The sequence below is a fragment of the Pseudosulfitobacter pseudonitzschiae genome (genome assembly GCF_900129395.1).
In the GTDB taxonomy this organism is placed as follows: Bacteria; Pseudomonadota; Alphaproteobacteria; order Rhodobacterales; family Rhodobacteraceae; genus Pseudosulfitobacter; species Pseudosulfitobacter pseudonitzschiae.
The window spans coordinates 471,533-496,897 of sequence record NZ_FQVP01000001.1; the positions used below are offsets into that span (position 1 = coordinate 471,533).

24 protein-coding genes are annotated in these 25,365 nt (G+C 62.1%); 8 read left to right on the plus strand and 16 right to left on the minus strand.

Going from position 1 to position 25,365, the window contains the following annotated elements; translation table 11 throughout:
• Nucleotide 1 precedes the first annotated feature (1 nt).
• Genes BUC08_RS02240 through cysG form a run of 3 tightly spaced genes read right to left on the minus strand, consistent with a single transcriptional unit; the run spans nt 2 to nt 3,362 of the window.
• The gene (locus BUC08_RS02240) at nt 2–1,669 is read right to left on the minus strand and encodes a nitrite/sulfite reductase (protein ID WP_037920981.1); all 1,668 of its coding nucleotides are present in this window, start codon (nt 1,667–1,669) and stop codon (nt 2–4) included.
• Nucleotides 1,669–1,968 carry a DUF2849 domain-containing protein gene (locus tag BUC08_RS02245; RefSeq protein WP_037920980.1) on the minus strand — a complete coding sequence of 100 codons (300 nt, stop codon included), beginning with the start codon at nt 1,966–1,968 and terminating at the stop codon, nt 1,669–1,671. Before BUC08_RS02245 ends, BUC08_RS02240 begins: the two co-directional genes overlap by 1 nt.
• Nucleotides 1,968–3,362, minus strand: a complete 1,395-nt coding sequence (gene cysG, locus BUC08_RS02250) for a siroheme synthase CysG (protein WP_037920977.1) — start codon at nt 3,360–3,362, stop codon at nt 1,968–1,970. Before cysG ends, BUC08_RS02245 begins: the two co-directional genes overlap by 1 nt.
• A 146-nt stretch (nt 3,363–3,508) precedes the next feature.
• Between cysG and BUC08_RS02255 the strand changes: the two genes are divergently transcribed.
• Nucleotides 3,509–3,970, plus strand: a complete 462-nt coding sequence (locus BUC08_RS02255; protein ID WP_028956257.1) for an Lrp/AsnC family transcriptional regulator — start codon at nt 3,509–3,511, stop codon at nt 3,968–3,970.
• Here the strand turns inward: BUC08_RS02255 and BUC08_RS02260 are convergent.
• Nucleotides 3,965–5,131, minus strand: coding sequence for a cytochrome P450 (locus BUC08_RS02260; RefSeq protein ID WP_037920971.1), 1,167 nt, complete (start codon nt 5,129–5,131; stop codon nt 3,965–3,967). The two genes, BUC08_RS02255 and BUC08_RS02260, sit on opposite strands and share 6 nt — an antisense overlap.
• 60 nt (nt 5,132–5,191) lie before the next feature.
• Between BUC08_RS02260 and BUC08_RS02265 the strand changes: the two genes are divergently transcribed.
• The 5 genes from BUC08_RS02265 (at nt 5,192) to BUC08_RS02285 (ending at nt 11,570) form a co-directional block, all read left to right on the plus strand.
• Nucleotides 5,192–6,940, plus strand: a complete 1,749-nt coding sequence (locus tag BUC08_RS02265) for a sensor histidine kinase (RefSeq protein WP_174861674.1) — start codon at nt 5,192–5,194, stop codon at nt 6,938–6,940.
• Nucleotides 6,937–8,166, plus strand: coding sequence for a sigma-54-dependent transcriptional regulator (locus BUC08_RS02270; RefSeq protein ID WP_037920969.1), 1,230 nt, complete (start codon nt 6,937–6,939; stop codon nt 8,164–8,166). Before BUC08_RS02265 ends, BUC08_RS02270 begins: the two co-directional genes overlap by 4 nt.
• Nucleotides 8,167–8,415: 249 nt before the next feature.
• The gene (locus BUC08_RS02275; protein WP_037920967.1) at nt 8,416–9,420 is read left to right on the plus strand and encodes a TRAP transporter substrate-binding protein; all 1,005 of its coding nucleotides are present in this window, start codon (nt 8,416–8,418) and stop codon (nt 9,418–9,420) included.
• A 77-nt stretch (nt 9,421–9,497) separates the two neighbouring features.
• The gene (locus BUC08_RS02280) at nt 9,498–10,187 is read left to right on the plus strand and encodes a TRAP transporter small permease (protein WP_037920965.1); all 690 of its coding nucleotides are present in this window, start codon (nt 9,498–9,500) and stop codon (nt 10,185–10,187) included.
• Nucleotides 10,188–10,190: 3 nt separating this feature from the next.
• The gene (locus tag BUC08_RS02285) at nt 10,191–11,570 is read left to right on the plus strand and encodes a TRAP transporter large permease (RefSeq protein WP_037920964.1); all 1,380 of its coding nucleotides are present in this window, start codon (nt 10,191–10,193) and stop codon (nt 11,568–11,570) included.
• Between the two features lie 136 nt (nt 11,571–11,706).
• Here BUC08_RS02285 and BUC08_RS02290 read toward each other — a convergent pair whose 3' ends face one another.
• The gene (locus BUC08_RS02290; protein ID WP_037920963.1) at nt 11,707–12,624 is read right to left on the minus strand and encodes an isopenicillin N synthase family dioxygenase; all 918 of its coding nucleotides are present in this window, start codon (nt 12,622–12,624) and stop codon (nt 11,707–11,709) included.
• A gap of 118 nt (nt 12,625–12,742) precedes the next feature.
• On the opposite strand from BUC08_RS02290, the gene tpiA reads away from it, so the two are divergent.
• Nucleotides 12,743–13,495, plus strand: coding sequence for a triose-phosphate isomerase (gene tpiA, locus BUC08_RS02295; protein ID WP_037920960.1), 753 nt, complete (start codon nt 12,743–12,745; stop codon nt 13,493–13,495).
• A 35-nt stretch (nt 13,496–13,530) separates the two neighbouring features.
• Here the strand turns inward: tpiA and BUC08_RS02300 are convergent, their stop codons facing one another.
• The 6 genes from BUC08_RS02300 to BUC08_RS02325 form a co-directional block, all read right to left on the minus strand.
• Nucleotides 13,531–13,854: a TfoX/Sxy family protein gene (locus tag BUC08_RS02300; RefSeq protein WP_037920957.1), complete on the minus strand. Its 324-nt coding sequence runs from the start codon at nt 13,852–13,854 to the stop codon at nt 13,531–13,533.
• Nucleotides 13,855–13,860: 6 nt separating this feature from the next.
• On the minus strand, nt 13,861–14,241 hold the full coding sequence (locus tag BUC08_RS02305) for a HesB/IscA family protein (RefSeq protein ID WP_028956267.1): 381 nt from the start codon (nt 14,239–14,241) through the stop codon (nt 13,861–13,863).
• Nucleotides 14,242–14,292: 51 nt separating this feature from the next.
• Entirely contained in the window at nt 14,293–14,955 is a 663-nt protein-coding gene (locus BUC08_RS02310; RefSeq protein WP_051693846.1) for a hypothetical protein, read from the minus strand.
• 69 nt (nt 14,956–15,024) lie between these two features.
• The gene (locus BUC08_RS02315; protein WP_051693844.1) at nt 15,025–15,630 is read right to left on the minus strand and encodes a hypothetical protein; all 606 of its coding nucleotides are present in this window, start codon (nt 15,628–15,630) and stop codon (nt 15,025–15,027) included.
• Nucleotides 15,631–15,715: 85 nt separating this feature from the next.
• Nucleotides 15,716–16,159, minus strand: coding sequence for an RES family NAD+ phosphorylase (locus BUC08_RS02320; protein ID WP_037920954.1), 444 nt, complete (start codon nt 16,157–16,159; stop codon nt 15,716–15,718).
• A gap of 156 nt (nt 16,160–16,315) precedes the next feature.
• The gene (locus tag BUC08_RS02325; protein WP_037920952.1) at nt 16,316–17,527 is read right to left on the minus strand and encodes a glycerophosphodiester phosphodiesterase family protein; all 1,212 of its coding nucleotides are present in this window, start codon (nt 17,525–17,527) and stop codon (nt 16,316–16,318) included.
• 237 nt (nt 17,528–17,764) lie between these two features.
• On the opposite strand from BUC08_RS02325, the gene BUC08_RS02330 reads away from it, so the two are divergent.
• A complete protein-coding gene (locus BUC08_RS02330; RefSeq protein WP_037922071.1) occupies nt 17,765–19,282 on the plus strand; it encodes a catalase in 1,518 nt (505 codons plus the stop codon).
• A 92-nt stretch (nt 19,283–19,374) separates the two neighbouring features.
• On the opposite strand, the gene BUC08_RS02335 is transcribed toward BUC08_RS02330, so the two are convergent.
• The 5 genes from BUC08_RS02335 to BUC08_RS02355 all read right to left on the minus strand — a co-directional run bounded on the left by BUC08_RS02335 (nt 19,375) and on the right by BUC08_RS02355 (nt 25,086).
• On the minus strand, nt 19,375–19,737 hold the full coding sequence (locus tag BUC08_RS02335; RefSeq protein WP_028956272.1) for an SUF system Fe-S cluster assembly protein: 363 nt from the start codon (nt 19,735–19,737) through the stop codon (nt 19,375–19,377).
• Between the two features lie 75 nt (nt 19,738–19,812).
• Nucleotides 19,813–21,147: a calcium-binding protein gene (locus tag BUC08_RS02340; RefSeq protein ID WP_051693841.1), complete on the minus strand. Its 1,335-nt coding sequence runs from the start codon at nt 21,145–21,147 to the stop codon at nt 19,813–19,815.
• A 211-nt stretch (nt 21,148–21,358) separates the two neighbouring features.
• The gene (locus BUC08_RS02345) at nt 21,359–22,708 is read right to left on the minus strand and encodes a calcium-binding protein (protein WP_037920950.1); all 1,350 of its coding nucleotides are present in this window, start codon (nt 22,706–22,708) and stop codon (nt 21,359–21,361) included.
• 133 nt (nt 22,709–22,841) lie between these two features.
• Nucleotides 22,842–24,221 carry a 30S ribosomal protein S6--L-glutamate ligase gene (gene rimK / locus BUC08_RS02350; RefSeq protein ID WP_037920948.1) on the minus strand — a complete coding sequence of 460 codons (1,380 nt, stop codon included), beginning with the start codon at nt 24,219–24,221 and terminating at the stop codon, nt 22,842–22,844.
• 70 nt (nt 24,222–24,291) lie between these two features.
• Nucleotides 24,292–25,086, minus strand: coding sequence for an enoyl-CoA hydratase-related protein (locus BUC08_RS02355; RefSeq protein WP_037920945.1), 795 nt, complete (start codon nt 25,084–25,086; stop codon nt 24,292–24,294).
• Nucleotides 25,087–25,365: the final 279 nt, after the last annotated feature.

Below are 25,365 nucleotides of genomic sequence, written 5' to 3' on the forward strand. Positions count from 1 at the left end.
CTTACTCGGCCGCGACGGCTTTGGATTCAGGGTAGAGGGCGGCCTTGAAGGGCGCCATGCCGAGGCGGCGATAGGTTTGCAGGAAAGTCTCGGATTTCTCTGTGCGGTGTTCCAGATAGGCATCGACCAGACGTTCGATGGCGGGCACGATGGCATCGGCAGAGAAACCGGGGCCTGCACGCTCGCCAATGGCAGCCGTCTGCGTGTGGTCGCCGCCCAGCGTGATCTGGTAGTTCTCCACGCCGGCGCGATCCAGACCCAGAATGCCGATGTGTCCGACATGGTGGTGGCCGCAGGCGTTGATGCAGCCCGAGATCTTGATCTTCAGCTCGCCGATGTCGTGTTCCAGCTTGAGGTCGTCAAAGCGGGTGGCGATTTCCTGTGCGATCGGGATCGAACGGGCGGTGGCCAGCGCGCAATAGTCCATGCCGGGGCAGGCGATGATGTCCGAGATCAGGTTGATGTTGGCCGTGGCCAGCCCGTGCTCTTTCAGCTTGGCGTGGATCGCGGGCAGGTCGGCGCGGTGCACATGTGGCAGGATCACGTTCTGCTCGTGGCTGATGCGCAGCTCGTCATGGCCGTACTGGCGGGCCAGATCGGCCATCACGCGCATCTGCTCGGCTGTGGCGTCGCCGGGGGTCGCTCCGTGTGCCTTGAGCGAGATCGACACGATCGAATACCCTTCGGCGCGGTGCGCGGTCAGGTTGGTGTCGGCCCAGGCGCGGAACACCGGATCGTCGTTATAGGCCTGATTGAACGGACCCACGGATTTTTTCACGAAATCAGGGGCTTCGAACTGGGCCTTGATGCGGGCAAAGTGGTCCTGATCGACGCCGGTGAACAGCGGTTTGACCAGCGCGAAACGCTCTTCCACCAGACGGCGGATTTCGTCCAGGCCAACCTCGTGCACGGTGATCTTGATGCGCGCCTTGTACTTGTTGTCACGGCGGCCGATCTGGTTCCAGACGCTGACGATGCTTTCCAGATAGGGCAGCAGGTCTTCTTCGGGCAGGAAGTCGTGGATCACCTTGCCGATCATCGGCGTGCGGCCCAGACCGCCGCCGACCAGAACCTCGTAGCCGATCACACCGTCGCGTTCGACGATGCGCAGGCCGATGTCATGGGCGCGGATCACGGCGCGGTCGTTTTCGGCACCGGTCACCGCAACCTTGAACTTGCGCGGCATCGACTGGAATTCCGGGTGGTCGGTGGACCACTGGCGCACCAGTTCGGCCACGGGGCGCGGGTCGGCGACCTCGTCGGCGGCGGCACCGGCAAAATGGTCTGCGGTTACGTTGCGGATGGTGTTGCCCGAGGTCTGAATGGCGTGCATTTGCACTTCGCCCAGGGCGTCCAGCATATCCGGCACATCCCGCAGTTCGGGCCAGTTGTACTGAATGTTCTGCCGCGTGGTGAAGTGGCCGTAACCCTTGTCCCACTTTTCGGCCAGATAGGCGAGCTGATCCATCTGGCGGCTGCTGAGCGTGCCATAGGGGATCGCCACGCGCAGCATATAGGCGTGCAATTGCAGGTACAGGCCGTTCATCAGGCGCAGGGGCTTGAATTCATCCTCGGTCAGGCTGCCGTCGATGCGGCGTTCAACCTGAGCGCGGAACTGGCGGTTGCGCTCGGCGACGAAGGCGGCGTCGAAATCGGTATAGGTATACATCAGTTCAGCTCCGTTTGTTTGCCGTGGGCATAGTTCGAGGGGCCTTTGGCGCGGAAGGCTTCGCGGAAGTGGGCAGGTGCGGGCACACCTTTCGAGGTGTCCACGTCGGCCAGATAGGCCCCGACCACTTCGCCGGTTTGCTGTGCGGCCTCGATCAGGCGCAGGTCAGCGTGCGCCTCGTCGGTCAGCACTTCTGCATCGGCCAGCTTGCGGCTCCAGCCATCACGGGTTTGATAGATCACGTCGCCCGCAAGCAGGTGGTTCGCGGTCACGACTTTGGGTGTGTAGGGTTTGGGCATCACAGGGCCTCTTGCAGAATTTGAGCAATGGGTTGGGCGGCCGCCGCGCGCGGGGCGAGGCCATAGAACATCAGGGCGGGGCCGGTCATGTCGGCATCGGTCAGGGTTTGCGGCAGATCGGCCAGCGTGGTGCCGATGATCCGCTGTTCGGGGCGCGATGCGTTTTCGATCACGGTCACGGGCGTCGCGCGGTCGGCGCCGTGCATCATCAGGCGGCCCTGAATGAAGCGCGCGGATTTCTTGCCCATATAAATCGCGGCAACTTCGCCGGGACGGGCCAGCGCAGACCAGTCGTGGTCGGCAAAGCCTTTCATGTCGTGGCCGGTCAGGAACCGCACCGACGAATTGCGGTTGCGCTTGGTCAGGCTTTGCCCGATGGCAGCGACAGCGGCAGAGGCGGATGTGATCCCCGGCACGATATGCCATCCAATCTGGGCCTCGGTCACCGCGTCAATCTCTTCGTCCAGACGGCCAAAGACTGTGGCATCGCCCGATTTCAAACGCACGACCTGCGCGCCGGTGCGGGCATGTTCGACGATCAGCGCGTTGATGTCCTCTTGGGTCATCGAGGGGCCAAAGCCCTCTTTGCCGGCGTCCACCATCACCGCCTCGCGGCGGGCCAGTTCCAGGATCTCGGGGCTGATCAGCCGATCGTGGATCACCACGTCGGCCTCGTCCAGCGCGCGGCGGGCTTTCAGCGTCAGCAGTTCCGGATCACCGGGGCCTGCGCCGACAAATGCCACGTGACCGTCGCGGGCGGTGTGGGCCAGATGGCTGTCCAACAGGTCATCAAGGGCAGGGCGCACGGCATCCTCGCCCGCAGCAATCGCGCGCGGGCCGGAGGTAAAGTAATAGTCGCGCCAGAAATCACGACGCGGGCGGCCAAAGGGCAGGGCGTCGGCGGCGCCACGAAACGCCTTGCCGATGCGCGCCAATGTGCCCAGCGTTGTGGGCAGGCGTTCCTCAAGGTCGGCCTTGATCGCGCGGGCCAGCACGGGCGCGGCCCCTTCGGTGCCGATGGCCACGGTCACAGGGTCGCGGTCGACGATGGCGGGGGTGATGAATTCGCTGTCGTGCAGGTTGTCAACGATGTTGACCAGCGCGCCGTCGGCCTTGGCGATGGCGGCGGTGCGGGCATCCTCGGCCTCGTCCTCGTCGGCGGCATAGAACAGAGCGGCACCGGCGGTGTCACCGGCGCGCAGGGCGCGGTCGACCAATGTCAGCTTGCCTTGGGTGGCCCATGTCTTGATCTGCGCATCTGCGTCAGCCGCAAAGACAGTGATCGCAGCCTGGGATTTCATCAGCAGGCGCAGCTTGGCCAACGCAGCCTCGCCACCGCCCGAAAGGACGATGCTGCGGCCTGCGGTGGCCAGAAAGATCGGAAAATGGTTCATGGCGCTGCGATCCCGTGCTTCGTTGACTTGACCTCATATATAGGAAATATTCCCCCTATTGCGCCATATGCCCGCGCAGATAAGGACATACGTTCCATGCCGCAGTGCAGATAGAACGCTCGTACCAAGATGAGAGGAATGCGCGAATGACTGTTCGCATCGACGACACAGACCGGAAGATTTTGGCAGAACTGCAGCGCGACGCCAGCCAGTCGCTGGACGATATCGCCAAGGCTGTGGGCAGTTCCAAAACGCCGGTGTGGAACCGGATTCGCAAATTGCGCGATGGTGGCGTGATCGGCCAGCACACGGTGTTTCTGGACGCCGACGCGCTGGGTTTCGAGGCGTGCTTCTTCGTGCTGATCCGCACCTCAGAGCATGACGCGGACTGGCAGGCCAAGTTCCTCAAGGCGCTGAAGGACCGCGCCGAGGTGCAAGAGGCACACCGGCTGGCGGGTGACATCGACTATATCCTCAAGGTGCGGGTGAAGAACGCGCGTGCCTATGATGTGTTTTATCAGGCGCTGATTTCCGAGGTGAAGGTGCACAACGTGACGGCATTGCTGTCGATGGAAGAGATCAAATCGACCACCATGCTGCCACTATAGGCGCACCATCAGCCGTTCAAGCTTGTGAAAATGAAAGCTGTCGGCATAGCGCGGTGCCTGGGTCTCGTGCAGGTCGGGGCAGGCGTCAAACAACGCGCTCAGCGCCACCTGCATCTCCAGCCGCGCCAGCGGGGCACCCACGCAAAAGTGCAGGCCGCCGCCAAAGGCCACGTGGGCCGTGGCCTTGCGGTCGGGGTCGAACTGTTCGGGGGCGGTGTAGACCGCCGGATCGCGTCCCGCAGCGCCCAGCATCAACGCCACCTGATCGCCGGGGTACAGCGTCAGGTCGCCCACCTGCACCTCTTCATAGGCATAGCGCGTGAACATATGCAGCGGCGGGTCATAGCGCAGCACTTCCTCGACCACTTGCGGGGTGATCGCGGGCACGGTGTTTTGCAGCAGGCAGTGCACGGCGTTGCCCAGTGAATGCACCGTCGCCTCGTGGCCCGCGTTCAGCAGCAGCACACAGGTGCCGATCAGGCTTTCGGTGCTCAGTTTCTGGCCGTCCTCCTCGGCGGCAATCAGTTGGGTGATCAGATCGTCGCGCGGATCGTTGCGGCGGGCGTCGATATAGCCGCGCAGGAAATCGGAAAACTCGCGGGCGGCGGTGTTGGCCGCATCCTCGATCGCGCGATCGCGGCCCGCCTGATACATCGCCACCATCGCACCGGACCAGCGCAGCAGGTCGGGGCCCATATCCTCGGGCACGCCCAGCAAGCGGGCGATGACGCGCACCGGCACCTCGGTGCAATAGGCAGGGATCAGGTCGAAATCGGCATCGCGGGGGAATTTGGCGATCAGGTCGGCACAAATCTCTTCGATGTCGCCTTGCAGCCCCGCAATCCGACGCGAGGTGAACGCGCGCAGAACCAGCCCGCGCAATTCGGTGTGGCGGGGCGGTTCGTGTTCCAGCATCGAATGCTGCTCGACCGCGTAGAAATCCGTCAGGTGATCGGGCACCGGCATCCGCAGATCGTCCGGTATCTCGCGCCCCAACCGCTTGTCGCGCAGCAATGCATGCACCGTGGCATGGTCAAAGGCGGCCAGCATTCCGTAATCGGCCCAGTACAACACCGGACCCGTGGCACGGGCAGTGTCGTAAAAACGGTATGGGTCCTGCACAAAGGCGGGCTCAAGCGGGGATTGGTCAAGCGTTATCATAGCGCCAAATGATAGCGTGGCTCTGGTGTTTGCAAGGCTGACGTTGGTAAACTTCGGCGCATGAATGCTCATATCCGCAAACGCAACCTGATCGTGCTTGGCTTTGTTGCCGTGGTGGCCCTGTCCGCACTGGGCCTGTGGCGGTCGGGATATGTGCAGGCGCTGGAGCGGTTGCAGCGGCAGGGCTTTTCGGATCTGGCGCTGGCGTCCGACCGGCTGACCGCGCAATTGCAACGGTATCGCGAGCTTGCCGTGTTCATGTCCGAGCATCCGACCGTCACGGCCGTGCTGAACGGAGGCGGCGCAGGACCTGCCTCTGACCTGTTTCTCGATGTGGCCGACAAGACATCGGCGCTGGACGTGATGCTGGTCGACCTTTCCGGGCGGGTGAGGGCGGCGGCAAATGGCTCCGTCGGCCTGAATCTGGGTGAAACCGCCTATGTGCGCCGCGCGATGCAGGGGGCATTGGGGACCGGTCACGGGATCGGCACGCCGTTGCGGGGCCGCGCCTATTACTTTGCAACACCGATCTTTGGCCCATCCTCGGGGCGGGTGATTGGTGCGGTGATCGTTGCGGCGGATGTCAACGTGCTGGAAGCTGACTGGCGCGGTTCGCAGCCGGCGGTTTTCCTGACCGATCCGCAGGGAGTGGTGTTCATATCCAACCGGTCCGAGCTGTTGCTTTGGCGGCGGGGACCGGACGGGTTGCTGCAAACTGCCGAGCGGGCCGGATCTGCGTTCAGCTATTCCGACGCTGCGGGCTATGACATCTGGCATCAGACATGGGACCCCTACCTGCCGCGCATCGGGCTGCTCATCCAGCGTCCCTTGCCGGTGATCGGCTTTCAGGGAAACGCATTGATCGACGTGGCCCCGGCGCAGCGCATTGCCGTGTTGCAGGCGGCGGCCTTTGCCGCGCTGTGTCTGGCCTTTGGTGCGCTGCTGCTGGTCGCAACCGAACGGCGGCGCACGCTGGCGCAGGCCAATGCGCTGCTCGAGGCGCGGGTGGCGGAACGCACCGCGGCCCTTGTCGGCACCAATGCGCAACTGCTGCGCGAGGCCGCCGAGCGGGAAGAGGCGCAAGCCGCATTGGCCCGGGCGCAGGCCGATCTGGTGCAGGCGGGCAAGCTCAGCGCGCTTGGCCAGCTAAGCGCGGGCATCAGCCACGAGCTGAACCAGCCGCTGATGGCCATCGGGTCTTTTGCCGAAAATGGCGTGACCTTCCTGGACAAGAACCGCCCCGACCGCGCCCGCGAAAATCTGTCGCGGATCGGTGAGATGGCGCAGCGTATGGCGCGGATCATCAGCAACCTGCGGGCCTTTGCGCGTCAGGAAAGCTCGCCCTCGGTGCGGGTCGATGTCTGTGCGGTGTTGCGCAGCGCGGTGGAAATCACCGGCCCGCGCCTGCGCGAGGCGGATGTGACAGCCACGCTGGATGCGCCCGACACGCCGGTCTGGGTGCGCGGGGGGGACGTGCGGCTGGGGCAGGTGTTCGTGAACCTGATCACCAACGCGGTTGATGCGATGGAAGGACGCCCCGAACGGGCCTTGCACATCACCGTGCAGGACGGCGCGCATCCATCTGTGACCGTGCGTGACACGGGGCCGGGGATCGACGTGCCAGATCAGGTGTTCGATCCGTTCTACACCACGAAAAGCCTGGGTCGGGCCGAAGGCATGGGGCTGGGGCTGTCGATTTCCTATGGTATCGTGCAAAGCTTTGGCGGAGAGATACGCGGCGAAAACACGGGTGAGGGGGCGGCCTTTACCGTGCAACTGGTCCCCTGGGACGAAAGCGAGGCGGCATGAGCGTTCGGGTTCTGGTGGTGGATGACGACGCAGCCGTGCGCGACGCGGTGGTGCAGACGCTTGAGCTGGCGGACCTTGAGCCGTTGGCGGCCAGTTCCTTTGTGGCGGCCAAGGATCACATCACCCCGGAGTTCGACGGGGTGATCCTGTCGGATATGCGTATGCCGGGGCGCGACGGGTTCCATTTGCTGCAATACGCGTTGGCGCAGGACACGGACCTGCCAGTGATCTTGCTGACCGGGCAGGGTGATATCCCGATGGCAGTCGATGCCATGGCCAGGGGCGCGTTCGGCTTTCTGGAAAAACCCTGTGCGCCCGCCGACCTGCTGGCGACGGTGGAACGCGGCCTGAAAACCCGTGCGCTTGTGCTGGAAAACCGGCGCCTGCGCGCGCTGGTGCAAAGCGGAGATGCCGCCGAGCGGATGCTGTTCGGCCAGTCCGAACTGGCCCACAGCCTGCGCGCCCGTGTGCGGCAACTGGCGGCGGTCGAGACGCAGGTGCTGGTGCAGGGGGCTCCCGGTACAGGCGTGTCCAAGGTGGCCGAGGTGATACATCTGTGCTCGCCCCGGTCAAAGGCGCCTTTTGTCAAACGCGCCAGCGCAGGCATGGAACCCGAGACGCTGCGCGAGGCGGTGAAAGAGGCGCAGGACGGCAGCTTGTTCATCGACGAGATCAGTCAATTGCCTGCCGCGACCCAGATGACCTTGGCCGGTGCCTTGGAAAGCGGTCTGCGGTGCAGGCTGATCGCGGGCAGCACGCAGGATTTGCAGGCAGCGGTGGAGAGCGGCTTGCTGAACGCCGACCTCTATTATGGCGTGGCGATGATGCCTGTGCGTATTCCGTCGCTGTCGGAACGCCCCGAGGACATTCCCGTGCTGTTCCGCCATTATGTCGAACAGGCCGCCGAGCAGGCGGGATTGGGCGTGCCCGAGATCAACCCGGAGCATCTGGCGGCACTTATGGCGCAGGACTGGCCGGGCAATGCACGTTCCCTGATGAGTGCGGCCATGCGCTTTGTGTTGGGGATGCCGGAAGAGGTGGCCGAGGCCACTGAACTGGGGCTGAGCGAACAGCTGGCGCGGGTCGAGCGTGCCTTGTTGATTGCCGCATTGGGGCGGCAGAACGGACATGCCAGCGCGGCAGCCTCGGCGTTGAAACTGCCGCGCAAGACCTTCTACGACAAGCTGGCCCGCTACGGGATTCGCGCCGAGGATTATCGTCGCTGAAGGTGTGCGGATTTCCGCACATAGGTGGCGGGGCGGCGTGCGGTTTTCCGCACGGTGTCGGAACTGTGTCCAGATGCGTAACTTTAGATGATGCCTTTAATCCACTGTAATTATTTCAATATTTTGGGATGCACCATTCCGTTTCTGACAAACTTGCGACGCGTCCATCACTGATGTTCACTCTGCTGTGACGCGACGCTTGGGAGAGGGTCGTGCAGAAATGCAAAAGCAAACTCTGGGAGGAGTATCATGAAGTTCTTTACAGCCGCAGCCGTGGCCTTGAGCCTGTCCGTTTCCGCCGGTGCCGTACAGGCCGCCTGTGACGACGGCGAAATCGTGATCAAGTTCAGCCACGTCACCAACACCGACAAACACCCCAAGGGCATTGCTGCCTCGCTGCTGGAACAGCGCGTCAACGACGAGATGAACGGCAAGGTGTGCATGGAAGTGTTCCCGAACTCCACACTTTACAACGACAACCAGGTGCTTGAGGCGATGCTGCAAGGCGACGTTCAGATGGCCGCACCGTCGCTGTCGAAGTTCGAGCAGTTCACCAAGCAATTCCGCATCTTCGATCTGCCCTTCATGTTCACCAACATCGACGCGGTTGACCAGTTCCAGAACTCGGAAACCGGCCAGGCGATGAAAGAATCGATGACACGCCGCGGCCTGCTGGGCCTGGGTTTCTGGCACAACGGCATGAAACAGATGTCGGCCAACGTTCCGCTTATTGAACCCACCGACGCGAAGGGCCTGAAATTCCGGGTGCAGAACTCGGACGTGCTCAAGGCGCAAATGGCCGCCATGGGTGGTTCGCCCCAGCCGATGGCCTTTTCCGAAGTGTATGGCGCGCTGCAGACCGGCGTTGTGGACGGGCAGGAAAACAGCTGGTCGAACATCTATGGCCAGAAGTTCTTTGAAGTGCAGGACGGTGTGACCGAAACCAACCACGGTGTTCTGGACTATATGCTGGTCACCTCGACCGACTTCTGGGACAGCCTGGACGATGACACGCGCACACAACTTGCGACCATCATCGACGAAGTCACCGCGACGCGGAACGCCGAGTCCACGCGTGTGAACGCAGAAGCCAAGCAGGCGATTATCGATGCCGGTGGCGTCGTGCGCGAACTGACACCGGAACAGCGTCAGGCCTGGGTCGACGCGATGAAACCCGTCTGGGAAGAGTTCAAAGCTGACGTTGGTCAGGAAAACATCGACGCAGCACAGGCGATCAACGCCGCAATCAACTAAGCCTTCGCGGCTTGCGCGCCCGGCCCTTCGTAGAAAAAGGCCGGGCGCAGTCTTTCACACATCAGGGAGGGGCGGGCATGGCACAAAGCTATGAACCCAAAACCACGCTGGGCCGCATCGTCAACGAGCTCGAAGAGACCGTGATCGCGCTGCTGCTGGCGGGTATGACGATCATTACGTTCATCAACGTGATCCTGCGCTATGGCTATAATACCGGCCTGATCTGGGGGCTGGAGATGGTGACCTTTCTCTTTGCCTGGCTGGTTCTGTTCGGGGTCAGCTATGCGGTCAAAACCACGTCGCACCTGGGTGTGGACGCGCTGATCAACCTGTTTTCCATGCCTGTACGGCGCGTGATTGCGCTGGTGGCGGCAGCGATCTGCATAGCTTACGCGGTTCTGTTGTTGAAAGGCTCCTGGGACTATTGGGCGAACTTCGCCAACCTGCCGCAGACCACGGGCAGCGTGCTGCCCACGGGTTTCGAAGAGATGAAACGCTCGTCCTATCGGGGCTGGTACGAGGTCATCGACATTCCGTTTCCCGAATGGCTGCGATGGATCGAACCGATCATGAACGAGGGTGAGCACTACGAGAAGATCCCGCGTTTCATCCCTTATGCGATCCTGCCGTTCGGCATGGCACTGCTGTTGTTCCGGTTCATTCAGGCCGGCGTGCGCATCTGGACCGGCGAAGCCGAAAGCCTGATCGTCAGCCACGAGGCCGAAGACGATGTAGACGCGGTCGCCCACATGAACCGCGAGGAATAAGTCATGGAAGTTGTTGTTCTTTTTGTCATGGTCATCGGCCTGATGCTGATCGGGGTGCCGATTGCCGTGTCGCTTGGCATGTCTTCGATCGTGTTCTTGCTGGTGCTGTCCGACACATCGCTGGCGTCCGTGGCCAACTCGCTGTTTCAGGCGATGGCGGGGCATTATACCTTGCTCGCTATCCCGTTCTTCATCCTGGCCTCGATCTTCATGTCGACGGGGGGCGTGGCCAAGCGGATCATCCGGTTCTCCATTGCCATTGTCGGGCATTTTCCGGGCGGTCTGGCGATTGCAGGTGTCTTTGCCTGTATGATGTTCGCGGCCCTGTCCGGCTCCAGCCCGGCAACGGTTGTGGCCATCGGGTCCATCGTGATCGCCGGGATGCGGCAGGTGGGCTATACCAAGGAATTCGCCGCCGGTGTCATCGCCAACGCGGGGACGCTGGGCATCCTGATCCCGCCCAGCATCGTGATGGTGGTTTACGCCAGCGCCACGGACGTGTCGGTGGGGCGGATGTTCCTGGCGGGTGTCATTCCGGGCCTGATGGCGGGCACCATGCTGATGATCACCATCTATGCGATGGCCGTGGTCAAGAAACTGCCCAAGGGCGAATGGCAGGGTTGGAACGAAGTGCTGAACTCGGGCCTGAGCGCGTCCGGTGGCCTGTTCCTGATCGTCATCATCCTGGGCGGCATCTACGGCGGTATCTTCACCCCGACCGAGGCGGCGGCGGTGGCGGCGGTCTATGCGTTCCTTGTGGCCAGCTTTGTCTACCGCGACATGGGACCGTTGCATTCCAAGGAAGAGGGGGTGGCGAACCACAGTCTGCTGACCAAACCCTGGGCGCTGCTGACCGTTTTCTGGCACCGCGATACGCGCGATGCCTTCTTTGAAGCGGGCAAGCTGACGGTGACGCTGATGTTCATCATCGCCAACGCGCTGATCCTCAAACATGTGCTGACGGATGAGCAGATCCCCCAACAGATCGCAGCGGCGATGCTGGACGCGGGGTTCAACTGGGTGGTGTTTCTGATCATCGTCAACGTGATCCTGTTGATCGGCGGTCAGTTCATGGAGCCCTCGGGCCTGTTGGTCATCGTCGCTCCGCTGGTGTTCCCGATTGCCATCGAACTGGGCATCGATCCGATCCATCTGGGCATCATCATGGTGGTGAACATGGAAATCGGGATGATCACGCCGCCCGTGGGTCTGAACCTGTTCGTGACCTCTGGCGTGGCAGGGATGCCGATGATGGCCGTGGTGCGCGCGGCGCTGCCGTTCCTGGCCGTGCTGTTCGTGTTCCTGATCATGGTGACCTATATTCCGGCGATTTCAACCTGGTTGCCCACGATGATGATGGGGCCGGAGATTATCACCAAATAGTTTTTAATGAGTGTCGGGCCACCTTGTGACCCGGAGAGTAAGCCCCCGCAGGAAACTGCGGGGGTTGTTTCGTTTGTGCCTCTGGGGCGTCAGATTGGGGGTATACACGAGGCTATCCGCGCGGCTTTGGCTGTGCCTATGGCGCAGCGGGTCGCGTTTGCAGGTGCACGTAAGTCTCGGAAAACCGCTTTTCCATGTGATCGCCCGCGCGGATGACGTCCGCAGAGCCGATGGGGGCCACATTGGTGTCATGGGCGGGGTTGAAAAACAGCGGGACGGAAATGCGTTCGGCATCGGTGCCCACCACGCGGTGCGGTGTGGCCTGAACGCGGCCCTTGGTCCACATCTCCATCATCTCGCCAAAGTTGATGATGAATTCGCCCGGTGGCGCCTGCACCGGAATCCAGCCGCCACCGCGCTTGCGCACTTCAAGCCCCGGCGTGCCATCCGTGGCCAGCAGGGTCAGGCATCCATAGTCGGTGTGCGTGGCGATGCCGAAATCCTGCGCCGTCGCCCAGGCGGGCCGTTGCGGATAATAGTTGCCACGCAACAGCGCCATGGGCTTGTCGAACGCCGCATCAAAGTAATCGCGGGGCGCGTCAATCGCCTCGGCAATGCCGCGCAGCACTGTCATCGCGACGTTGCAAGCATCGCGGTAATAGGCCGTTATCACGGCTTGGAACGCTTCCGGCTGCGCGGGCCAGCGGTTCGGCGCATAGACCGACAGCGCTGCCAGTGGATCATCCGCGGGCAGGGCAAAGCCTGCGTCAAAGAATTGTTTGTAATCGGGGTTGGCGTCGGGATCGACCTGTTCGGACCCCGCCGCACCCCAGCCACGGTTCGATCCGGTGCGGGCCATGTCGACGTCACGCTTTTGCGCCTCGGGCAGGTGAAAAAACGCGCGGTAGGTTTCGATCACCTCGCGCACGCGCGTCTCGGTCAGCGGGGTGTTGTGAACTGTGGCAAACCCGGTGCCCTGTGCCGCCTGCGACAAGGCTGCGATGGTGTCCGCGTCGCGTGCCGCGATCTTGGCCGCGTCCAGTCTGGGGATCATGTCTGGTACCTTCACCTCATTGTGCGGGCCGCCGCCTTGCCCGCCAAACCCTACATTGCCCGCCCGGCACCGCAATGCTAAATCAGGGCAAAGCAATCCACAAACAGGCGGGACAAAGATGCGGCGCAAGATGGCAGCAGGCAACTGGAAGATGAACGGCAGCAGCGCCGCGCTCAGCGTGATCTCGGATCTCGCGGCGGCCCATGCCGACAACACCGACACTGACATCGTGATCTGCCCGCCTGCGCCCCTGTTGTTCCGCGCCAGCGAAATTGCACGCAGCAGTGCGGTGACCATCGGTGCACAGGACTGTCACAGCGAAACCGCAGGGGCGTTTACCGGCGACATCGCGGCACCGATGATCGCGGATGCCGGTGCGACCCATGTGATCGTCGGCCATTCGGAACGCCGCGACGCCTATCGCGAAAGCAACAGCGATGTGCGGGCCAAGGCCAAGGCGGCCTGGGAGGCGGGGCTGGTTGCGATCCTGTGCATCGGAGAAAGCGCCGAGGACCGCGAGGCCGACAACACGCTGGATATCATCGCGGGGCAATTGTCGGGATCTGTGCCAAACGGCAGCACGGGCGACAATCTGGTGGTCGCTTACGAACCTGTCTGGGCCATCGGCACGGGTGCGGTCGCCACCACCGCACAGATCGACGAGGTGCATGATTTCATCCGCGCCCGTCTGGTGCAGCGGTTTGGCGCAGAGGTCGGCAATGCAATCCGGTTGCTGTACGGCGGCTCGGTCAAACCGGGCAATGCCGTCGAGATTTTTCAATGCGACAACGTGGATGGCGCGCTCGTGGGAGGTGCCAGCCTGAAGGCACAGGATTTCACACCGATTATCGAGGCGCTGATCGCAAGCTGAGACCGTCGGCGCGAGCTGAGGATGCGGTTTAACCTCTACAGACGGGCAATCGCCTGCCGCGCCAGATCGGTCGCCTCGTCAGGATCATCCAGCGCACTGTCCGGCAGCTCCCAATAGGGCATCGCCGCTGGTTTTTGACCGGGCCGTTGGTAGGTCCAGCGCACCATGCCCAACGCGTCGAACCGCGCCTGCATGTCGCCCGCACCCTTCAGCATCAGGCGGCCATCGGACATCAGCAGGGCAAAGATCTGGCCGTCGATGTAAAACCCCATGCCGCCGAACATGCGCCGCGTTGTCACCGGCCCCACGTCGCGCAAGAGGTCCAGCGCCATTTCAACGGCTTCACCGGACACGGCCACGGGCGCTTAGCCCTTGATCAGATGTTCGGCCATTTCGGCGGGGTCCGCAAACTTGATCGACTCGCCGCAGCCGCAGGCTTCGGTCACGTTGGGATTGTTGAACTTAAAGCTCGATTCCAGCAGCGAGGTTTCATAGTCGATCTCGGTGCCGAACAGGAACATCTGCGCCATCGGCGCAATCAGCACCCGCGCGCCGTCCTGTTCGACAGCTTCGTCGTTGGGGTCCTGTTCGTCCACATACTCCATGGTGTATTCCATGCCTGCACAGCCGCCTTTCTTGACGCCGATGCGCAGCCCCTTGTGACCGTCCGCTGCCATAAGCTTGGCAATCTGGGCGGCGGCGCGGGGGGTGATGGTGACGGCCTGCTTGCCGGGGATGGAAAACATAAACAGAACTCCTTTGACCACAATGTAAGGGCGTCGTGCTGCAATCTCAAGCTATCGCAGCATTGCGATTATGCTTTGTGCGGCAAAGCCCCAGGCCAGCGCCCAGCCGAAGGATGCCAAAGTGCCGATGATCACGTATTCGCTGGCCTTTTGATCGCGCGAGGCTGTCTCGAACCGCAGGATGGATTTGGCCGCGATCAGGAATCCGATGCCGGTTGGCTCGCCAATCATCACCATCAGGTAGATCAGCGCGCGTTCCATCAACCCGATGATGCGGCCCGCGTTGTCCAGTCCTTCGATCTGTGCGGCGGCGCGCCAGGGGGCCATCAACAGGCCAACGGCGGGACCACCCATCAGGGTGGCGGCAATCACGCCGCCCAGCATGACCGCGATGGGCGCGATTGTATGGGCATAGGCGCCCCAAAGGCCGTTGGCAAAAGCCCCTGGCATCCACAAAAGCACGGCAACGATCACCATCACATGGGCCGCTTGCGTGCCCAGATAGGACCACAGATGCACGGGCAACCGTTTCGCGGCCAAGGCCACGGCCGTGTGACCCAGGGCAGCAGCCGCTGCCATATGCGCAGCACCGCCCAGCGCCCCCCAACCCAGCGCAAAGACCACTGCGATGCGCAGGGCCAGCGGCGCGCGGGCAGGCAGCAGGTGAAAGGCCAGCAACCACGCCAGTATCAGGGCCAGGGCTGTCTCGGTCATAGCGCAGAGAGGCAGCCGTTTTTGGCTGCTATTGCTATATGCAGCCGAATTTGACTGCTTTTTAAGAAATCAGCCATGTTCCAGCATCTCGCAAACTTCGATCAACGCGCGCAGGCCTGCGGCCTCTTGCAGGCTGTGAACGGTCTGGCGGCTGACGTCAAAGCGCGCGGCCAGCGTGTCCTGGGTCGGCGTCGGCAGCGCAAGCGACACCAGCGCGATCTGCGCCTGCCGCACGGTCCAGCGGCTGCTGATGTGATCGGCAAGGGGCAGGGCGGTTTGCAGCGCCACGGGGGCGGTATCTGTCGCCAGTCGCGCGGTGCGGGCCATATCGTCCAGCGCCCGGCCCGAGGCGACAAAGGCGGGGCCGTCGGCATCGGACAAATCCGCGCCCGTGACGGTTCCGTCACCCGTGGCCAGGCCGATGCGGGTGTCATGCCCCTTGCCTGTCATCCGCACGCCCGCGCGGAACACCAGTGCTGCACGCAAGGCAAAGGGCGCGGCACAGACCGCCTGCCAGCTGTCGCCGCGCGCACGGGTCAGACGGGGGGCCACGTCCTGCCATTCCGCCACGGCCGCCGCAGCGGCGTCCAGCCCGTCAAAGACCTGCGCCAGCCCGCCCTCGGGCAGGGCGGATGATTTCACGATGTCTCCGGTCAGAACGGCCAGTTGCGGCATTGGGCTTCCTCTTTGACGTCCAGTTGTGCGGGCAAATCCACGGCCTTGCAACTGTCCCGCAGGCGGGCGGGCTAAAAAAGGGATCTCAGGGGACGAACGGTGTGGCCGGACCGACCGCGCGCAGGCGGGTGGGGTCAAAGACCACGACATGCGACAGGTCGGGGCGCGACCGGGAAGAATAAAGCATGGCCTGGGCACCCGTGGCACGCGCGGCATCGGAAATGGCCCATGTGGGAGAGGGCTTGCCGCCCGCACGAATGTCCTGCCAGACGACCGATGCCGCGAGGTTGCCGCGTTCGTCGACGACATGCGGCGCTGTCAGCCACATCGGAACCAATTCGCGTGGAACTGCATCGGTCAGATACCGCTGGATCGCAACCCGTGCACCCTCGGCGCTGAGCGAGGCATAGGCGGCGATCTGGCCGGAATGGTGGAACCGCCCCTCGGGCGCGCGTGCAGCCGTCGCCGGCGGCAGGCCACAAGGCAGGATACGCCACACGGGCAGGTCGAGGGGGATCAGACGTGTCATGCAGGCTTTATAGCGCTGGGGTGAACGTGCGCCAGACTGTCCCTGCGGTGATATGGCAAAACAGGACAACGGGTTGGTGCTGCTTCGCACGCGATCTTCGACAAAAAAGGCCGCCCCCGAAAGGACGGCCCGATCACCGCATAGGGTTGGGGGTACTCAGAGACCCATGCAGTTGGCGTAATAGGTCACGGTTGCAGGCCAGTCCGAGAACACGCCTTCGACACCGATGTCTTGCGCGATCACGTCCAGTGCCACCAGATAGTCGCTGTCGTCCTTGACCACGTCACCGACCGACTGGAAGTACCAGCCGCCACCCGAGGCCAGCGGGCCCGAGCGTTCCAGTGTCCATGCAATCAGCTTCAGACCCGCTTCTTTGGCGGCCAGCGCATAGGCCGACGCGGCAATCGCGCCGTTGTCGTCGGTCAGCAGCATGTTCAGCGAGGGTGCCAGATATTGCACGCCTTGCTCTTTCAGCGCAGCGAAATCTTCGTTCCATGTGGCCTTGTCCTGCTCGTCAAAGCCGTCGGACCATTCCACCAGATACACGGCTTGTTTGCCAAATTCGGGCTCGTTGTTCACCCAGTACAGAACGTCGTCCAGGTTGAACGATTGCGCCCAGACGTCGGACGCAGGAATGCCTGCGGCCTTGTATTCGTCGATCATCTTCTGCGCATAGTCTTCCTGGCTGAAACCGTCATGCGGCATCTCGACCGACGGGCTTTTCAACTCGGGTGTGAACTTGGCGCCCAGCGATTTGATCAGTTCGATCGATTCCGCGTGGGTCATCAGGTTGGCCTTGTCGGTGTAAAGCGTGGTGCGGTACCCCGCGACGCCGCCCTGATAGGCTTCGGCGGTGGTGGCCGTGGCGTCGGCGCTGTCCATCTTCGGCGTCAGCGTGCGGAATTGGTCCAGCGTCAGCTCGGATGTGCGGCATTCGGCGTTGGCCTTGGTGTCGCCCGACGCAGGTGTGAACGCGGTGTTGCAGGTGTCGGCCAGATCGCTCACCAGGATGTTGGTGGTGGTGTGCAGGTCGTTCTGTGCGTGGCGGCAAACCAGTTCGTGGTCCTTGGTAAATGTCACGTCACATTCCAGGATGCCTGCGCCCTGACGGGCACCGGCGATATAGGATTGGTCGGTATGCTCGGGGAACTGCAATGCCGCACCACGGTGACCGATGGAAAAGGCGGTCGGCGCGGGTGTCTGCCCCATGCAGCTTGCCAGCTTTTCCTTCAGCGGACCCTCGGGCAGCTTGTCGACCAGATAGGCAGGGCGGGCGCCGTAGGATACGGCTGTCGACTGGCCGTGACCGTCGGCAAAAGCCACGGCAGGCAGCGCGGCAAGGGTGGCCGCGATCAATGTGATACGCATGAAAAGCTCCGATTGTCAGATTGTTATCTCAAGGCCTTCTGGAGGCTGTGTGTAACAGATCTGTGATCATTTTGCGAAGCTCGCGTAAAATCAACGTTCTATCTGGGCGGGAATCTGCTGGTGCACCGAGGCCAAATTCGCGGGCCTCTCTATGCCACAGGGTGCGAATTGCGTCGGGGAACTTAACGTCGTGCCATCCGTTTCCCCCGTGACGCACCAGACATCGGAGAAATGGCCATGGCAGATCGCAAAGACACCCCGCACACCACGACAGACGCAGGCATTCGCGTCCAGAGCGACGAACACTCGCTGACCGTAGGCCCGGATGGCCCGATTGTTCTGAACGACCACTACCTGCTTGAGCAGATGGCGAACTTTAACCGCGAGCGCATCCCCGAGCGTCAGCCACACGCCAAGGGGTCGGGGGCGTTCGGCACCTTCGAGACGACGCAGGATATGTCCAAATACACCATGGCCGGTATCTTCCAGAAGGGTGCAAGCTGTGACGTGGTCATGCGCTTTTCCACCGTGGCCGGCGAACGTGGCAGCCCCGACACCTGGCGTGACCCGCGCGGGTTTTCGGTCAAGATGTACACCGACGAAGGCAACTTTGACATGGTGGGCAACAACACGCCCGTCTTCTTCATCCGCGACCCGCTGAAGTTCCAGCATTTCATCCGCAGCCAGAAGCGCCGCGCCGACAACAACATGCGCGATCACGACATGCAGTGGGATTTCTGGACGCTGTCACCTGAAAGCGCGCATCAGGTGGCCTATCTGATGGGCGACCGCGGCATTCCGAAAACATGGCGTGAGATGAACGGCTATTCCAGCCATACCTATTCGCTGGTCAATGCAGAGGGTGAAAAGTTCTGGGTCAAGTTCCACTTTCACACCGATCAGGGCGACGGGAATGCCTATCTGTCGCAGGACGAGGCCGACAAACTGGCGGGCACGGATGGCGACTATCACCGCCGTGACCTGTTCAACGCGATCCGCGACGGCAATCACCCAAGCTGGACGCTGAAATGGCAGGTGATGCCCTTCGAGGATGCCAAGACTTATCGCATCAACCCCTTTGATCTGACCAAGGTCTGGCCGCATGCCGACTATCCGCTGATCGAGGTGGGCAAGCTGACGCTGAACCGCAACCCGACCGATTTCCACACCCAGATCGAACAGGCCGCCTTCGAGCCGAACAACATGGTGCCGGGTATCGGCCTGTCACCTGACAAGATGCTGCTGGCGCGCGGATTTGCCTATGCCGACGCGCACCGTGCGCGGCTGGGGGTGAACTACAAACAAATCCCGGTGAACGGTGCCAAATCCGAGGTGAACAGCTATTCCAGGGACGGGGCAGGGCGCACGCAGAACGTGGCCGATCCGGTCTATGCGCCGAACTCCTACGGCGGACCGTCCGCGCAGCCCACGGCACACGATGCGGGGCTGTGGTACACCGACGGTGACATGGTGCGCCAGGCCTATACGCTGCGCGAGGATGACGACGACTGGAGCCAGGCGGGCGCGCTGGTGCGTGACGTGATGGACGATGCGGCACGCGACCGGCTGGTGTCGAACGTGGCGGGCCACCTGTGCGACGGCGTCAGCGAAAAGGTCCTGGTGCGCGCCTTCGAGTATTGGCGGAACATCGACGCCGATGTGGGTGACAAGATCGAAGCCGCCGTGCGCGAGAAGCTGGGCGGAAAATCCAAGGCTCCCGGCATGGCCTCGGCAGAGAGCATCGGCGGGAAGTAAATTGAAAAAAGCGGGGCCATTGGTCCCGCTTTTGTCCGACTTGCGCAATGCGCTTTTGAAGGATGTTCTGGGGCGCGTCAGACGCGAAGCCCTTACATGAACCCCAATTCCAGCCGCGCCTCGTCCGACATCATTTCCATGCCCCAGGGCGGCTCCCACGTCAGTTCGACATCAACGGTTTTGACACCGGGCAAAGGTTCCACTGCATCGGCAACCCAGCCGGGCATCTCACCGGCCACAGGGCAGCCAGGAGCTGTCAGAGACATGATCACACGCACCGCGCCATCGTCGGAAATGTCGATGGTGTAGATCAGGCCCAGTTCGTAGATATTCACAGGAATCTCAGGGTCATAAACCGTACGACACGCATCGACGACCGCGTCGTACAGCGGGTGGTCGGTCGAGGACGGCGCAATCAGCGGCGTCCCCTCTAGCATTTCTTTGGACTGGTCCATGGGGCCTCACTCTGGTTCCTGACTGATTATATAGGGATAACACACCCAAGCGTCCAGAGGGGCAGGCCGTCACAGTCAGGCGATATCGAGAATGAAATCGGCCTCGGTCAGCAAGTGGTTCTTGCGCATGTCGATCTCCAGGTCCGAAAAACCGTCGCCGTCCACATCGACAAGGATGTATTTGCTTACTGCGATGATTTCTCCCGCGGTGCCCGAGAAGCTGCCCGCATCGTTGAAAAACGCGCCTTCGATGCCCGACATGTCGATCAGGTCGCCCTGCGGTCTGCGGAAATCACGGATCTGGTCGCGCGCCGACGGATCGCTGTCGCCTGCAACGAACACGAACACGTCCGCACCCTTGCCGCCGACAATGATGTCGCGTCCTGCACCGCCAGAGATCGTGTCGTTGCCACCGCTGCCCAGAATGGTCTCGTCGCCCGAACCGCCCAGGAACACGTCGTCGCCGTTGCCCAGCGTCGCGCGCACGTCCTTTGACTTGCTCAGGCTCATGTCCACGATGTCATCGCCTTTGCCGCCCGTGATGTTGCCGATATAGCTGCCGGTCAGCACCAGCGTGTCCGCACCACCGCCCAAAGCGATGTCGCCGTTTACGGCACCGTTCAGCGTGACACTGTCAAAGCCGCTGCCCATGTCGATCCTGCCGGTGATCGAAAGCGTGGTGTTGTCGGTGATGGTGTTTGCGGTGTTGTCGCCCTGAACGGTCAGGGCCGTCGCATCATTGGTCGCGTTGGTGACCGTGCTGCTTCCGGCACGGTTGACCCATGCGTCCTCACCATTCAGAAAAATCTGTCCTTGGAGATAAAACACACCCGTCAGCAAGCCGCCGTTCACCGTCAGCGTGTGCCCGCCAATCACCGAAGAATAGATCATATCAAGCTGTGAATATTCATCGGTCATGACGTCGGCGTAAACGGATGATGAACTGATACTGATCGAACGGTCCACCGCATCGGATTGCATAAAGCTCAGGAACAGCGGTGTTTCTTCAAGGCCGGCGAACTCTTCGTTGTCAAATTCGATGGACGAGAACCGCACCAGACCGTCAAAGTTGATCGTCCCTGTGCTGCCGAAAGCCCCGTAATCGAAAAAGATCCGGTCGCCGTTGCCATTTCCAATCACGCCACCATCGACAACGCGATATAGATCGTCGCGGCTGTCGCCGGATAGGTACTGAGCCCCATTGCTGGTGATGCTGTTGATCACGACATTGTTGAAAACCTGATTGGCTTGAAGCGGTACGCTGGGCGGGGCGTCCAGGATGATGTCGACGGTCTGACCGACGAAATCGTCCATCGACACCAGGGTGTCTGTTTCGTCAAACCAGGCGTCCGAGGTTTCCAGGATTGTACCCTCGAAAGAGGCGTCCAGGCGAAGGGTTGTGATGGGCATGCGCAGTCTCTTTCAATTCAAAGTAGAAAAAAGTCACATATAATTCAATGCGATGGGCAGCACGTTAGGAAATGTGGCGATTGTGTGGCAAGGATTTTTTCCTTTTTCTCAACTTGCGTCCCCGACTGTGTCCCTTCGACACGGCCTTTTGCCCCCGGCACACGGTTGTGTGGGGGGCAAAAGCCGGATGGTGTGGCAGGGGGGCTGAAAATCAGAACATTTCAAACCCGAAGGTCAGGATGAAATCATCCGCCGTCAGGCCAAGATCGCTGCGCATGTCGATTTCCATATCGGCCACGCGGTCGCCGTCGATGTCGATCTGAACCAACCGGCCCACAGCGATCACCTCGCCCGAAGCGCCGGTAAAGCTGTTGCCGTCGTGGAAATGGTTCGCGGTAAAGGTCAGGTCGATCTTGTCGCCATCGGCCTTTGAAAAATCGCGGATCATATCGCGCGCTTCGGGCGTGCTGTCGCCGGCGGCAAAGACGAACACGTCGGCCCCTGAACGACCCACCAGAATGTCACGGCCCGCGCCGCCAGAGATCGTGTCGTTGCCACCATCGCCGACGATCACCTCGTTGCCGGACGAGCCATAGATCAGGTCGTCGCCATTGCCGCCGTGAACGCTGATGCCTGCGTTGGTGGCGTCGAACAGGTTGATGGTGTCCGCTCCACGCCCGCCGAAAATCTTCGAGGTGACGGTCCCCGTCAGGGTCAGCGTGTCGCTGCCGTTGCCCAGAATGATGCGCCCGTGCACATCACCGGTCAGGTCGACAAGATCGCTGCCGTCACCCATGTCGATGCGCCCGATGACGTCAAATGCGCCCTCCAAACGGTTCCCTGCGCGATCACCCAGTACAACAAGCGCCCCTGCGCGCCCATCGGCCGAGGTCAGTTGAGAGGCACTGTAGGCGCTGAACGCCTCAGTCCCGTTCAGTCGTAGCAGGCCGGACAATTCCGAGTTGTCAAACTGTGCACCACCCCCCACCGTCAGGGTGCCCCCGATATAGCTGTCATCGATGTCCAGGCTGGTGAATTTGTCCGTCGTGGCCGTTCCGTCCAGTTCAACACTGTCCCAGGTCGCCGTGCGATAGAATTTGTCGGACTGTTCGAAAACCACGTTTACGGCGCGGTTGACGGTTCCGCCGGGACCGGCGGGGCCATTGGTATTCAGATCGAATAAATCGTTGTCAAAGAACACGTTGCGCAATGCGGTCTCGCCGTCAAAGGTCAACGTACCTGCGCTGGCAATGATGCCCCCGTCGAGCGTGAACAGATCACGATCCGCACTGCCCACCCGCGCGCCATCGGCAAAGTTCAACTGGCTGCCGCCGGCTTGGGTCAGCGTAAAATCGTCTTCCGAAGTCATCCCCGCCAGCAACACGTCGTTGAACAGATTTTCGGCATTCAGCGCGGTGTCGAACCCCAGGTAGATCTGAACGGTGCTGCCCTGAAAGTCCTGCATCGACACAAGCGTATAGCTGGTGTCACGCCAGCCGTCCGTGGTGTCGGTGTAGGTTCCCGAGATCAGATCAAGGATGATCGTTGGATTGGCTGACATAATCTGTGTCCCTCAAAACTGGCGTCGACTGGTTCTGAGGGACAAAAATGGTCAGTTCATGACGCTGTCTGGGCATTGTGGGGACTTGGGTGCGCAACCAGGCTGCGCCGCACTTGCTGGCCGGTCCGGTGCCTCACCCCTTGCGCTTGCGCACTGGCTGCGGTTTCACCCGTGCCTCGATCATGTCGTAGAGCATGCCGACGATGTCTTTGCCAGTGGCCTTTTCGATGCCCTCGAACCCGGGTGACGAGTTGACCTCGAGCACTTTCGGCCCCGTTTCCGACCGCAACAGGTCAACGCCCGCCTTGCCCAGACCGAAAGCCCGTGCGGCACGCAGGGCGGTGTCGCGTTCTTCCTTGGTGATGCGCACGGTTCTGGCCGATCCGCCCCGGTGCAGGTTCGAGCGGAAATCGCCCTCGGCCCCGGTGCGTTTCATCGATGCGACCACTTTGCCGTCGATCACCAGACAGCGGATGTCCTCGCCCGCGGCTTCCTTGACGAACTGCTGCACCAGAAAGTTGGCGCGCAGGCCGCGAAAGGCGTCGATGACACTTTCGGCGGCCTTCTTGGTTTCGGCCAGAACAACGCCCTTGCCCTGGGTCGATTCCAGCAATTTGACGATCAGCGGGGCCGCGCCCACCAGACCGATCAGGTTACCGGTGTCCTTTGGCGAGGCGGCAAAGGCGGTTGTCGGCATACCGATGCGCTTGCTGGCCAGCACCTGATGCGCGTGCAGCTTGTCGCGGCTGGCGGTGATGCCTGCGCTTCCGTTGACGCAATAGGTGCCGATGGTTTCGAACTGGCGGATCACGGCAGTGCCATAGGGCGTGATCGACGCACCGATGCGCGGCACGATGGCGTCATAGCGGGGCAGGCGCTTGCCGTCGTAATGCACCTCGGGCGCCATGGTGTTGATCGCCATGTAGCAGCGCGTGGTGTCGATCACCTCGACCGTGTGGCCGCGTGCCTCGCCGACCTCGACCAGCCGGTTGGTGGAATAATTGTCCTCACGGCTCAGCACGGCGATGCGCAGGGCGCGCTTGGGGGCGGCGCGACGGACGGCTGCGGAATGGTAGACATCATAGCTGAGGTCCGGTTGCAGACGCTTTTCCGTGGCAGTGATCGAGATGTGATCCTGCAGGGCCTGACGGCCCAGCAACATGCGGCTGGTCATGCCGGAGCGGTCGGTCAGGGTCACTTCGATGGGCCACGATTGCCCTGCGACCGACAGCGTGGTTTCGATCACATAGCGCAGTTCGGATTCGCCGTTGGACGAGGTCACCTCGCGGCGGTCCTTGATCGGGGCCGAGCATGTCACCTGTACCTGCGTCTGTCCCGCGACAGGGTATACGTTAAAGCGCACCTTGGGCTTGGCGGCGGGGCCGAACACTTCGATGTCATGGGCATGCAGCGCCGAGGTGCGTGCGCCGGTGTCGATCTTGGCCTTGAGCGCGGGCAGGCCCAGTTCGGGCAATCCGATCCATTCTTCCCAGCCGAAATGTAGACTGTCCATTGGGTACTCCTGTCAAAGGCGGGCGGCGCCAATGTGGCGCGGCAATTGTGTCAAAGATGTTAAGGGGCTGTCAGGCCTTGAACGTTTTCACAGTGGCCTTGGCGGCTTCGGCTGCAAGACGTCCGGGGTCCAAGAAGTGTTCGATCATCACCGGTGTCGCCACCGCATAGGCCTCGTGCAGCGGCAGGTCGCGGTGGGCCTGCAACGCGGCTTTTCCCGAGGAAATAGCGCCGGGGTTGCGGGTGGCAAGGGTGGTGGCAAAAGACGTCGTTTCGGCGTCGAGCGTTCCGTCCGGACAGATCCGGTTGAACAGCCCCGCAGCCTGCGCCCAGTCCGCCGTCATCGGCGTGCCGGTCAGCGTCAGCTCCATCAGGTGTTTCGGCCCTACATTGCGCGAGACCGCCACCGCTGGCGTGGTGCAAAAGCCGCCGTTGGTCACGCCGGGCAGGCAGACAGTGGCACGCGGGCTGGCGAAAGCCAGATCGCACGAGGCCACCAGTTGCAGCCCCGCCGCCGTGGCGATGCCGTCCACCATGGCGATGGTCGGCTTGGGGAAGGTGGCCAGCGTCGTCATCATCGCGGCGCAGGCTTCGAACAACTCGGTCAGAAAGGCGCGGCCCTGATCCGCATCCGCCCGGTGGCGGGCGATTTCCTTGAGGTCGTGACCGGCGCAAAAGATGTGGCCGGGGCCGGTGATCACCACGACACGCACGGTATCATCTGCGGCCAGATCGTTCAGCGTTGCGTGCAGTGTCCTGATCATGCCCAGCGACAACGCATGGGCCACCCCGCCGCCAAGGGCCAGCGTCGCCACGCCATCGGTCACATCACAGGTGACAAGATCTGGGGTCTGCATCTGGTTCATCGCGGCTCCTTTGGCACAGTATGCCATGGCGCGGCAATGGTGCGCAACGCGATCCGGCGGGGTGGGGCGCGAGAGGCATTCGTCACATGGGAGCGGGATGCAGTGCGCTGCTACAGCCGTTCGACAATCGGTGGGTTTTGGAAGGTCGTGAGTGTCCCTTTCGAGCCATTGTGGCCTATTCTGCACCGCACACTTATTAGCACAAAGGACGGTGCAGGATGTCTCGGACACCGCACAACAAGCTGTTATGGGTTCTGGCTGTGACTAAGTGTAGGCCAC